This is a genomic window from Paenibacillus sp. NPDC058174 (assembly GCF_042883865.1).
GTDB lineage: Bacteria > Bacillota > Bacilli > Paenibacillales > Paenibacillaceae > Pristimantibacillus.
The window spans coordinates 1,781,373-1,792,307 of sequence record NZ_JBHVUY010000001.1 but is presented as its reverse complement, the minus strand read 5'-3'; the positions used below and the strand labels follow the sequence as shown (position 1 = coordinate 1,792,307).

The window sequence follows — 10,935 nt, the reverse complement described above, 5'->3', positions numbered from 1 at the left end:
CCGCCAGTACTCGAAAAATCACACATTAGTTGGCCGTTAGCTAACTAAACTTCGCTAAACCGGCGCAATGGAGCAGGCTGAACGACTACAGCGAAGCAAGTTCGCAAATCAGCGAACCAAACTTCGCTATTCCGGCGGAATCAAGCAGGCGGAGCGGCAACAGCGAACCTATTTTCGCTAACCGCGAACCTAGGTTCATGAGTAGCGAAGCTAGGTTCGCTGTAAAAAGGACGAGGGCTTGCCAGCTCCCGTGTAGCGAACCTGTCTTCGCAAAATAGCGAAACAGGTTCGCTACAGCAAGATCAATCGTCTTTAGCACATAAGTGAAGGGCACGTTCGCTCTAGCTAGTGTAAAATCATTATCATACAAGGCAAATATATGCATCTATTGGACAAATACTATGTATGACTATCTAAAATTAGTAAAAGATGGTATCGACTTTTACACGGAAGAATTATCGTTACAGCCGCATTGAAGTGGAGATGACATAGGAGCTGAATAAGCCTTGCTATATGAAGTATGGAAGGAGGGCTGTATGTGATCATTCGAACAGAAGGTCTGCAGGATTATGAGGCGGTTTATGCGCTGCATGACGCCGCTTTTGGCAATCGGGATGAGGAATCCCAACTGGTGGAGAGGATCAGGAAATCAGATTGTTTTGTGCCCGAGCTGTCGATTGTAGCGGAGCAGGATGGGGAAATCGTCGGTCACCTGTTAATTAGCCGAGCAGACTTGGTTGAACAAGAGCTGCGGCAAGAGGTCATGGTGCTGGCGCCTCTGGCGGTTAATCCCGCTTTTCAAAAACAAGGCATCGGCAGCGCGTTAATGCAAGAGGGACTGAGCAGATGCCGCGCCATGGGATACGGACTTGTGTTGTTAATTGGACATCCGGCGTACTACCCGCGTTTTGGTTTTAAACCGGCGGTTGGGCTCTCGCTAAAGCAATTCGACGTACCGGCCGAGATTTTTATGGTAAATGAGCTTATCGAAGGGGCATTAAGCCGTGCAAAAGGGGAACTGATATATCCGCCTGCTTTTTTTGGTTAAGGTTGCGCGACCGCTACAGAAAACAAATTCTGAGCATGCCGAAAGCAAGGTAAGTTAAGGTAAGTTAAGGTGCGAAGCTACTATGAGAACCTAGAAGGAACTTAATGAGAACCAAAAACCCCAACCAAAAATCCAACTTAATATCCGAACCAAACAACGCAAATTCCGCTTCAACAGCGGCAGGAGCGTTGTTTTTTTGCATCAACACAGGTTGTCTTTATCCTTCTCCTTAAAAACATTGCGGATCACATCGCCCCGGCTAATGATGCCGACCAGAACGCCGTTGCGTTCGACGGGCAGCTTTTTAATATGTTTTTCCCCAAGCAGGGCGGCAACATTCTCGACTTCCTCATTCCAGGCAACGGTAATGACCTTCCGCTTGGCGATGTCCATCACATTCGACTCCAGCAGCTTGGAAGCGCGTTCATCGAATTTGTCATAATCGCCCCTGAGAATAGCCATGTAATAGAAGTTGTTGATGACCAGATCTTTATGCTTCCCGATGTAACGCATAATATCCCCGTCACTAATGTAGGCGACGATTTCATTCCGGTCATTCACGATGGGCAGACCGCTGATCTGATATTTGATGAATTTTTCAACAACATCTCTGACGAGGTCGTATTCCTTCACTTTGTAGACTTGTCTGATCATGATCTCGTGAGCCTGCATCGGTGTTCCTCCCCGTGATTGGCCTTCATAATGAATGAAGTAATTGTAGAGTAAAATAGCACAGCCCACAGGGCTAGTCAACTTCAATTTCACTGCTGTCAAAGTACGGTTTATTCCAGTTGTTTTAGGAGTAAAGTTGTTTTATAATAAAAATATAGATTGGCAACCTATCTAATTTGGCTGCATTAGATTTTTGCCAAAGGCACACCAATTAATCTGCAGGAAGAAGGGAATCATCATGGAGCATTTAACGCAGAAGAAGAAAATTACGATTATGATTGCACTCATGGCAGCCATGCTCTTTGCGGCGATCAACCAGACGATCGTCAGCACGGCGATGCCGCGCATCATCGCGATTCTGGGAGGAATGGAGCTTTACTCCTGGGTTATTACCATTTATATGTTAACGTCAACGATCGCGACTGTGCTAGTTGGCAAGCTTTCGGATATTTACGGCCGGAAGCCGTTTCTCCTATTTGGTATCGTCGTCTTTATGATCGGCGCATTTATGTGCGGTACAGCAAATGACATTTATCAGTTAATTACGTACCGGGGGATTCAAGGCATAGGCGGCGGCATTCTCATGTCGGCAACCGTTACAGCCGTTGGGGACTTGTTCGCACCGCGCGAGCGGGCGAAGTGGACCGGCATTATGATGGCCGTGTTTGGCTTCTCCAGCGTACTTGGACCAACATTAGGCGGATTCATGGTCGATCACATGGCTTGGAAGTGGATTTTCTGGATCTTCCTGCCGCTCGGTATTGTAGCGTTGGCCATGATCTGGACAATGTTTCCAAAAACGAAAAAAGCGGAGGCCGAATCGATCGACTTCTTGGGCATGCTGTTCTTATCGTTAGCTATTATCTCTTTATTGCTGGGCTTTTCTTGGGCAGGCAGCAAATTTGAATGGGCCTCCTTCGAAATTATCGGTCTGCTTAGTGCAGCCTTCGTGTTTATGGGGATACTCATTCTAGTGGAATGGAAAGCGAAAAGTCCGGTGCTTCCGCTCTCCATGTTCAAGAACGGCATCGTGACCGTGTCCAATGCTATCGGTTTCCTGATGAACGCCGGGATGATGGGCGCGATGATGTATTTGCCGTTTTTCGTACAAGGGGTAAAAGGCATTTCGCCTACGACCTCCGGTTTCGTGAACATGCCGATGTCTATTGCTATGATCGTGCTCAGTACGCTAGCCGGCCGCTGGATCTCCAAATCCGGCAAGTATAAAAGATATGCCCTCATCGGAATGCCATTTATGGTTGCCGGCATGCTAATGATGGCATTCATGAATAGTATTGGAGTAGCGGTTGCGAGCATGATCGTATTCGGTATCGGACTGGGCATTTCGATGCCGGTGTTCACGCTAACGGTTCAAAATGCTGTCGCTCCATCGGAGCTTGGCGTTGCGACCGCCGCGTCTACGCTGTTCCGCAACTTGGGCGGTACGATCGGTATCGCGGTTCTGGGAACGATTATGAATACAACGATGAGCAGCAAGCTGAAGGATGCCGTCGCATCGGGGCAAGGTCCGGACCTGTCCAAGCTTGATCCGGAGACGGCACAGCAATTTGCCGGATTTCTGAATCCGCAGCTGCTGCTTAATCAGCCAATGCTGAAGGAGCTGCAGTCGAAGCTGCCGGATTCGATTCTTACATTGTTTAATCAGACGATCGAACTGCTTCGCAGCGTATTAAGCGACACATTAACCGTCGTATTCCTGTCCGGAATGATACTGCTTGTTGTTGCATTTGTGCTTGTGTTCTTCCTGAAAGAAATTCCGCTGCGTTCCTCGAACGCTCCACAGGCGGAAGCCGCAGCTGCCGAGGAGACCGTTAAGAAACCGGCTCTTCAATAACATTCATGTCAATTAAAAATGCGCTATTCGCGGATTGTACTCCGGATAGCGCATTTTTTACAAGTCATCTTTGAAGTCTCTTTGTGCCTGATCGGTATATTGAAACACTTGATCAAGAATCTGAATCAGATTCTCGCTTTGCTCATGACCCAAATGCTCGATTAAGCCGGCAAAAAAAGATTGATAACGCTCCTTGAGCTTCTGTGCGATCTCTTCGCCTTTTGCCGTTAGCTTTAAGTAAAAAATCCGGCGGTCGTTCTGATCCGCTTCCCGCTCAATATATCCTTGGGCAATCAAGCTATTGGCCATTTGGGTTACAGTCGGGGAAGTGACGAGCAGCCGTTTGCTAATTTCCGATACGGTTGCGCCTGTATTGTTTTTTCTGGCGCTGTCGATGATGCATAGAAGAACGCGAACCTCGCTCGCTTTAATGCCCCACATCGATTGTTTGCGCCATTCCGCTTTGCCGAAACGCTGGAAAGCTTCCATCATACGCGTGACAAATTCGTAATTCTGTTCTTCCGTCATGGGAGACCTCCACAAAAGTCTTTCTATAAGTCATTATAGTGAAGAAAAAGCAAACCAGTCAAACGAGCATTCACGCGAAAGCAGCAAGCTTAGGCTTGCCGGAGCAGTTGTGGCAGGTAATGCAGCAGCTTCTCCGACGTGTATCCGTCACCGCTGTTCCATTTGGAATCAATCAGGTAGACATGCCCGTTACGGGCGGCTGGGAGAAGGCTCCATGCCGGACTTGCAAGCAGCTCATCCATCGCTTGACGGGAATCGGACTGGCCCGGTACGAGCATAAATATCCGGTCTCCTGCGTACTGTTGAACCTTATGCTCGGCAATTTCCTTGTAGGCTCGGCCGGCGTCCAGCATGTCCTGCACTTTGGCGACAGGCTTGAATCCTTGCGGATGGTATAGGCTGACGGCCAGACCTATACTGCCCATAACGAATAGTCGTCTGCCGCGATGATAGATCAGGACAGTAGCGCTTTCGCCAGGATGAATATCGTCACGCAGCTCCTGCCACATCTGATTCATGCCGTTTTGATACTGCTCCAGCCAATGCATCGCCTCACGCTCACGATTTAGCCATTTGCCTAAAGTCGGCAGCCGTTCACCAAGAGGCGCCCAGCTATCATAGGACAGGGTAGGCGCAACAGCCGACATTGCGGCATATTCCTGTTCGCTGCTTGTGCTAATAATCAGGTCAGGCTCAAGAGCAGAGGCAGCCTGAATGTTGAAAGGGCTGCCGACGTCCGGCAGCGGCGAAGCTATTTTCCAGACAAGCTCCTCGGATGCATTAAGAATGGAGCAGCCAACGGGAGTTAAGCCAAGAGCAAGCATATCGCCAAGCGCTTCCCCATAAAAGATGATCCGTTCCGGGGATGGAGGGATGCTGACCTTATGGCCTCTCCAGTCCATCACGATGTCGCTTCCTTTCATGGATAAAGCATACTGCCGGGGCGCAACACCGCTGAATTGACGAAATCTTCGGCTGTAGTAGTATTCATCCTTAAAGCCTACCCGTTCCGCGATATCGCGAAGCGGCGCATCGGATTCAATCAGCCATTTCTTGGAGTGCTCAATGCGCAGCTCAGCCAAATAATCGAGCGGACGTTTTCCCGTTCGTTCCTTGAACAGAGACGTATACTGCCAAGCCGGCATTTCTGCCATGTCCGCCAGCGCTTTGACGGTGATGTGCTCCATATAAAACTGCTCGAGGTAACGCAACGTTTTATCGATCATAGAGTCCTTGCCGATAGATGGCTGCTGCAGGGGCAGCGCCATTAAATACAGGAACAGCTCCTGAAAACAAGCCTGCCGCTGAAGAGCCCCGTAGCTGCCGGTTTGCCGATTGGCGTCTTTAAGATTCAGAAGCAGCTCTTGCAGCTGTGAGACGGGAGGAGCGGGCAGCTCGATCAAGTCCCCTGTCAAATGTCCGGAGTAAGGAACCGGAGCCTTGCCTTGATTCCGCTGAAAAGCTTCAAAATAACTGCAGCTGTAGCGAATGCACTGGCTGTCGCCGTTATCGAATTGAAAGGAGGCCTCAGGCGGAAGCAGGAAACAGCTGTCCGGCTCGTAGGTGTAATAATGATGGTTCAAATAAATTGTACCTGCACCTTGTTCAATAATAAGCAGACAATGAAAGGAAGTAATTTGTTCTTCACTTGTTATGCCCGGCGGGATCGTGAACGAGTCCATATGGGAAAAATACAGCATGAGGCTGCGGAATAGGTCAGAGTGAGCAGTGCTGGAGGGCATCATCATTCCTCTTTTCTTACAAATGATAATTGAGAACTATTATCATTTATTATAGAGAAATAAATACGGTCTTTCAACCGGAGTTGAAAGACCGCAGCCTTATCGATTATTTGAGCAGTTGCTTAGGAAGCTCTTGCGTTAGCCATTCGCGGGACTTGGCATCGCTTGTCGCTTTCATAATGTCGAATTCATACACCTTGCCTGCTTGAACGGCGGGCAGCTTTTTCCAGATTGTACTATTCATTAATTCATTGGACTCGTTCCGTGCATCGGAGGCAACTGGAGTTAGGATGAACAAGCGGTCACCAGCGATTTCAGGAAGTACTTCGTTCGAAATTTCTACGAATCCTTGGCCTTCCTCGATCATTTTTGCTACTTGAGGAAGGGGCGTAAAGCCGTTTTTCTCATAAATAAATTGCGGAAGCCCCGCTCCTGCCATGACGAACAATCTTTTTCCAGGATACATTGTCAGGACGGTAGCCGTTTCGCCCTCCTTCAACCCGTTCTCTCGCAGCGTTTTCCACATCTCGTCTGTTGTTTTATGGTGAGCGGCGATCCAGTCTTCCGCTTCTTGTTTTTTGTTTAATAAATCTCCTAGTGTACGCATGCGATCGTCAAGCGAAGCGAAGGTATCGAAGGTGACGGTCGGCGCTATTTTCGCTAGCTGCCCGTATTGGGCTTCATCAGCATTGGAGAAAATAATTAAATCCGGATTAAGAGACATTGCTTTTTCAGGCTCGATCGGAAAACCTACATCAACGGCATCCGGCAAAAGGTTCTCATACACCGCACCGGTTATATCAGTCGTGCCAATCGGTATAATGCCAAGCGCAAGCAGATCACCTGTTGTTTCTCCGTGGTAAATGACACGCTGCGGATTAACCGGAACCTGTACAGTATGTCCCGTCCAGTCGGTAAATTCCCGTGTTGCAGATTCATTTTGCGGAACGGTTGTTTCTGCTGGAGCTGTTGTAGCAGATGGTGTTTCAGGAGCAGCCGTATTCGTGTTGTTAGCGCTGCAGCCCATTAATAAGGATCCTGTAATAGTAAAAGCAGCAAGCAGGGTGACGATTGTTTTTATTCTTTTCAATGTAAGTCCCTCCAACAAAGTTGTACTGATTTCTAGATAATGATAATCATTATCGATATACGTCATCATAATGGAATGCGAATCATAGCTCAATGGATAAATCTAAATCAGCACTTTTATTTTGTACAAAAGCAAAAGGAGCATCTCGTTCCTTTTCGCTATCCTATAGTATAATAAATCCATTACTTAGATGATTGGAGTGGTAACCGCAATGAAACGCAATCGGCTTGGCTCCTCGGAGCTGTATGTTGGAGAAATCGGGCTTGGCTGTATGTCGCTTGGGACAGAGAAACAAAAGGCGATCGCACTTGTACATGAAGCGTTGGAGCGGGGCGTCAATTTTCTGGATACCGCCGATCTGTACGAAGACGGGCTAAACGAAGAAATCGTGGGCGAAGCGATTCGCAGCAGCGGCTGCAACCGCGATGATATCATTATTTCCACGAAGGTCGGCAATCGCCGGATTCCTGGGCAGGAAGGATGGGTATGGGATCCTTCCAAAGCTTACATACTGTCCTCGGTGAAAGGCAGTCTTAAGCGTCTTGGCGTCGAATATATCGATCTGTACCAGCTGCATGGCGGGACGCTTGAGGATCCCATTGATGAGACCATCGAAGCCTTTGAGCAGCTTAAGCAAGAAGGAGTCATTCGTGAATATGGCATATCCTCGATCCGTCCCAACGTGATTCGCGAATATGCGTCTCGTTCCGGCATCGTGAGCGTGATGAGCCAATACAGTCTGCTGGACCGCAGACCGGAAGAAACGGTGCTGCCGCTATTGGAGGACAAAGGCATCGGCTTGATCGCTCGCGGGCCGGTAGCCAAGGGTATCCTGTCAGCAAATGGACGTATCCGCACGGAAAAAGGGTACTTGGACTACTCTTCAGAAGAACTAGCAGCACTTCATGATGAGCTTGCTCAGCTAGCCAAGGATGGCAGAAGCTTGAGCCAGCTGGCTATTCGCTATTCGCTGTCTCATCCTGCTGCAGCTGTAACAATCCCTGGAGCCAGCTCGCGGGAGCAGCTTCTGCATAATATTGAAGCTGGTGAAGCGGAGCCGCTGACGCCGGACGAGCTGAAGCATTTGCACCGCTTAACGAAAGGTAATGTGTACGAGCAGCACCGGTAGAATGAAGGGGCAAGACGGAAGCCGATGACGGAATGTCGTCGGCTGCTTCCGTCTGTTCCATTCCCGGGAATGACTGCCGCTGCAATCGTATAAAATAAGTCGGATGAATGTCCGGCAACAACAAGAGAGAGAAGAGGGAATAACGTGGAAATGATGCTCGCCATACTGGCAATCATTACGCTTATCGGAATTTCACATGTTCTGAACCGCATTGTGCCGTTCATTCCCGTTCCGATTATTCAAATCGCACTCGGCGTCCTGCTTACTTTTCTGCCGACAGAGATGCACATTCCGCTTGATCCGGAGCTGTTCATGGTATTATTCATTGCGCCGCTGTTATTTAATGACGGAAAGGTAACGCCGAGGGATGAGCTATGGAAGCTTCGTGCCCCGATTCTGCTGCTGGCGGTAGGGTTAGTGTTCGCAACGGTTCTAATCGGAGGTTATACGATTAATGCCTGGATTCCGACCATACCGCTTGCAGCCGCATTTGGACTTGCAGCTATTTTATCGCCAACCGACGCTGTTGCGGTGTCCTCAATGTCAGCCAGAGTGCATTTGCCGAAAAAAATTCACCGGCTGCTGGAAGGCGAAGCGTTAATGAATGACGCATCCGGACTTGTTGCCTTCAAGTTCGCGGTCGCGGCGACGGTTACAGGCGCATTTTCAATCTGGAAAGCATCCTTTAGCTTCTTCGTAATAGCGGTTGGCGGGCTATTGTTTGGTGCATTTCTAGGGCTCGTCATCATTTGGATTCGGGCGATGCTTCGCCGTTTTGGCATGGAAGATGTAACGGTGCATATGATGCTTGTTATCGTTACACCGTTTTTAATTTACATTTTAGCCGAGGAGCTGGGGGTGTCCGGCATTCTCGCAGCCGTTGCAGGAGGAGTTATTCACGCTGTTGAACGGGATAAAATCCGCCATGAGGAAGTGGAGCTGCGGGTCGTCTCGGACAGCACATGGTCTGTCATTTTATTCGTACTGAACGGTTTTGTGTTCGTATTGCTTGGTCTGCAAATTCCCGATGTGATGACGGCAATCTTTCAGGATAAAGCCCATAACAATGTACAGGTGGTAGGCTATGTTTTTCTGCTGTACATCCTGTTAATCGTTATTCGCTGCATCTGGGTGTACTTATCCAACCGTTTCGCTAATATTTTCTCGGAAAAGGATCAGGATCAGGAGCGAACCTCATGGCTTTCCATCCTGCTTCTGTCGGTATCCGGAGTACGCGGAACGTTGACGCTAGCGGGGGCGTTTTCCATCCCGCTGTTCCTCGATAACGGGCAAGCTTTTCCTGAGCGGGACTTGATTATATTTCTTGCTGCCGGTGTAATCCTGCTGTCGCTAATTACGGCAAGCATCGCCTTGCCTCTGCTTACTTCGAATGCGGAGAAACATCAGGACGGTGCGGAAAACGATCCTGCCAAAGAGGCGCTGAAGAAGTCGATCAAGGCGGCGATTGCCGCTGCACAGCTCGCTCGTACCGATGAAAACGATCATGCCGCTGCAGCCGTCATTTCAGCCTATAACCAGAAGCTTGCTTCATTGAAATATGCTCATGGTCCGGCGGATAATCAAATGCAGATGCGTGAGGAAGAGCTGGAGCTGCGCCGCTTAGCGATTGAAGCGGAAAGAAAGCACCTGAACAAGCTTGTTGAGGAAGGCGAGGTGAAGCCGGAGGAGTCGAAGCGGATACAAACCTTCCTATCCGGGGTGGAGCTGGTGCTGACGAACCGTTGGCGAATGTTCTGGATGCTGTTGAAGGGTCTGCTGCGTAAGCTGGCAGGTACGGCAAATCCGGATAAAAAGTTTCGTGATCACGCCCTGACCCCGGAAGAGAGGCTGAGGTTCCGCCAAATCCGGATTCGCACCTCAGAAGCGGCCATCGAGGCACTGAAGCAGGCTATTATCGATGAGAATAAAGCGGCGGCTTACAAAGTTATTGCCGGGTATAACCGAAGGCTGGCCGAGCTTCGCAGGCAGCAATCGGCCGACGAGGGCAATGAGCAGTTCGAGGAGCAGAAGAAGGAGCTGCAGCTCGCTTGTATACAAGCGGAGCGCAATCAGCTGCAATGCTTATACGAGCAGTCGGAGCTGTCGCGCAAGCAATTGAACAAGCTGCAAATGATGGTCAGCTACCGCGAAGCAGACATTATTGAAGAAAATGCAGAAGAGGCTTAAACTGAAGAGAATAGATTGTAACAGGGCAGCGGGCATTGTTCGCTGTTCTGTTGCTGTTGGCGAACAATGAAAGCGATAACAGGAGGTTTTATGCGAAAGGTTGAGGTCACTCCTTATCAGAGCTTGTGGGAAGAGCGTTTTAAGGAGACTGCGGTTAAATTGCAGGCTGTGCTGGGCGGGGAAATAATCGAGATCCATCATATCGGCAGTACATCGGTGCCGGGACTGGCCGCCAAGCCGGTTATCGACGTGCTGCCCGTCGTGAAGCATATTAAGCGGATCGATGAGTATGAGGCGGTTATGAGGGAAGAAGGTTATATGCCGAAGGGCGAGAACGGTATTGCCGGGCGGCGTTATTTTGCCAAAGGAGGCGATTGCCGGACACATCATATTCATATTTATGAACATGGCCATGCTCAGATTGCCAGGCATCTTGCTTTTCGCAATTATTTACGCACCCATGCAGAAATTGCGCATACATACGGTCAGTTGAAAATCGAGCTGGCAGCACGGTTTCCCCTCGATATCGACGCATATATTAAAGGAAAAGAAGCCCTCGCGAGTGAGATCGACCGGCAGGCGCTACAATGGTACCGCCTGCAGCTCTCTGAGGATTGATCTGTAATATTGCATTTTCCATATATGAGATAGATTGGTATACTAGAATAGTAGAATTAGAGATGA

General features: G+C 49.2%; 9 protein-coding genes. 5 read left to right on the top strand and 4 right to left on the bottom strand.

Annotation, left to right across the window (positions count from 1 at the left end; translation table 11 throughout):
• Window positions 1-538 precede the first annotated feature (538 nt).
• Window positions 539-1,048 carry a GNAT family N-acetyltransferase gene (locus ACFVVF_RS08245; protein WP_387807042.1) on the top strand — a complete coding sequence of 170 codons (510 nt, stop codon included), beginning with the start codon at window positions 539-541 and terminating at the stop codon, window positions 1,046-1,048.
• 201 nt (window positions 1,049-1,249) lie between these two features.
• Here ACFVVF_RS08245 and ACFVVF_RS08240 read toward each other — a convergent pair whose 3' ends face one another.
• A complete protein-coding gene (locus ACFVVF_RS08240; RefSeq protein ID WP_387808927.1) occupies window positions 1,250-1,720 on the bottom strand; it encodes a CBS domain-containing protein in 471 nt (156 codons plus the stop codon).
• A 238-nt stretch (window positions 1,721-1,958) separates the two neighbouring features.
• Here ACFVVF_RS08240 and ACFVVF_RS08235 point away from each other — a divergent pair, with 238 nt between their 5' ends.
• Window positions 1,959-3,575 carry an MDR family MFS transporter gene (locus tag ACFVVF_RS08235; protein ID WP_387807040.1) on the top strand — a complete coding sequence of 539 codons (1,617 nt, stop codon included), beginning with the start codon at window positions 1,959-1,961 and terminating at the stop codon, window positions 3,573-3,575.
• 57 nt (window positions 3,576-3,632) lie between these two features.
• Here ACFVVF_RS08235 and ACFVVF_RS08230 read toward each other — a convergent pair whose 3' ends face one another.
• The 3 genes from ACFVVF_RS08230 to ACFVVF_RS08220 all read right to left on the bottom strand — a co-directional run bounded on the left by ACFVVF_RS08230 (window position 3,633) and on the right by ACFVVF_RS08220 (window position 6,935).
• Complete coding sequence (locus ACFVVF_RS08230) at window positions 3,633-4,103, bottom strand: MarR family winged helix-turn-helix transcriptional regulator (protein WP_387807038.1); 471 nt, start codon at window positions 4,101-4,103, stop codon at window positions 3,633-3,635.
• Between the two features lie 89 nt (window positions 4,104-4,192).
• Window positions 4,193-5,803: a helix-turn-helix domain-containing protein gene (locus ACFVVF_RS08225; RefSeq protein ID WP_387807036.1), complete on the bottom strand. Its 1,611-nt coding sequence runs from the start codon at window positions 5,801-5,803 to the stop codon at window positions 4,193-4,195.
• Window positions 5,804-5,951: 148 nt separating this feature from the next.
• The gene (locus ACFVVF_RS08220) at window positions 5,952-6,935 is read right to left on the bottom strand and encodes an ABC transporter substrate-binding protein (RefSeq protein ID WP_387807034.1); all 984 of its coding nucleotides are present in this window, start codon (window positions 6,933-6,935) and stop codon (window positions 5,952-5,954) included.
• A gap of 211 nt (window positions 6,936-7,146) precedes the next feature.
• Here ACFVVF_RS08220 and ACFVVF_RS08215 point away from each other — a divergent pair, with 211 nt between their 5' ends.
• From ACFVVF_RS08215 to ACFVVF_RS08205, 3 genes are all read left to right on the top strand, one after another.
• A complete protein-coding gene (locus tag ACFVVF_RS08215; protein WP_387807032.1) occupies window positions 7,147-8,064 on the top strand; it encodes an aldo/keto reductase in 918 nt (305 codons plus the stop codon).
• Window positions 8,065-8,214: 150 nt separating this feature from the next.
• The gene (locus ACFVVF_RS08210) at window positions 8,215-10,251 is read left to right on the top strand and encodes a Na+/H+ antiporter (RefSeq protein ID WP_387808924.1); all 2,037 of its coding nucleotides are present in this window, start codon (window positions 8,215-8,217) and stop codon (window positions 10,249-10,251) included.
• 90 nt (window positions 10,252-10,341) lie between these two features.
• A complete protein-coding gene (locus ACFVVF_RS08205; protein WP_387807030.1) occupies window positions 10,342-10,869 on the top strand; it encodes a GrpB family protein in 528 nt (175 codons plus the stop codon).
• Window positions 10,870-10,935: the final 66 nt, after the last annotated feature.

Coding starts and splice junctions, on each gene's coding strand:
- ACFVVF_RS08240 (WP_387808927.1), bottom strand. CDS start 1,720: ATGCAGGCTCACGAGATCATGATCAGACAAGTCTACAAAGTGAAGGAA.
- ACFVVF_RS08235 (WP_387807040.1), top strand. CDS start 1,959: ATGGAGCATTTAACGCAGAAGAAGAAAATTACGATTATGATTGCACTC.
- ACFVVF_RS08230 (WP_387807038.1), bottom strand. CDS start 4,103: ATGACGGAAGAACAGAATTACGAATTTGTCACGCGTATGATGGAAGCT.
- ACFVVF_RS08225 (WP_387807036.1), bottom strand. CDS start 5,803: ATGCTGTATTTTTCCCATATGGACTCGTTCACGATCCCGCCGGGCATA.
- ACFVVF_RS08215 (WP_387807032.1), top strand. CDS start 7,147: ATGAAACGCAATCGGCTTGGCTCCTCGGAGCTGTATGTTGGAGAAATC.
- ACFVVF_RS08210 (WP_387808924.1), top strand. CDS start 8,215: ATGATGCTCGCCATACTGGCAATCATTACGCTTATCGGAATTTCACAT.
- ACFVVF_RS08205 (WP_387807030.1), top strand. CDS start 10,342: ATGCGAAAGGTTGAGGTCACTCCTTATCAGAGCTTGTGGGAAGAGCGT.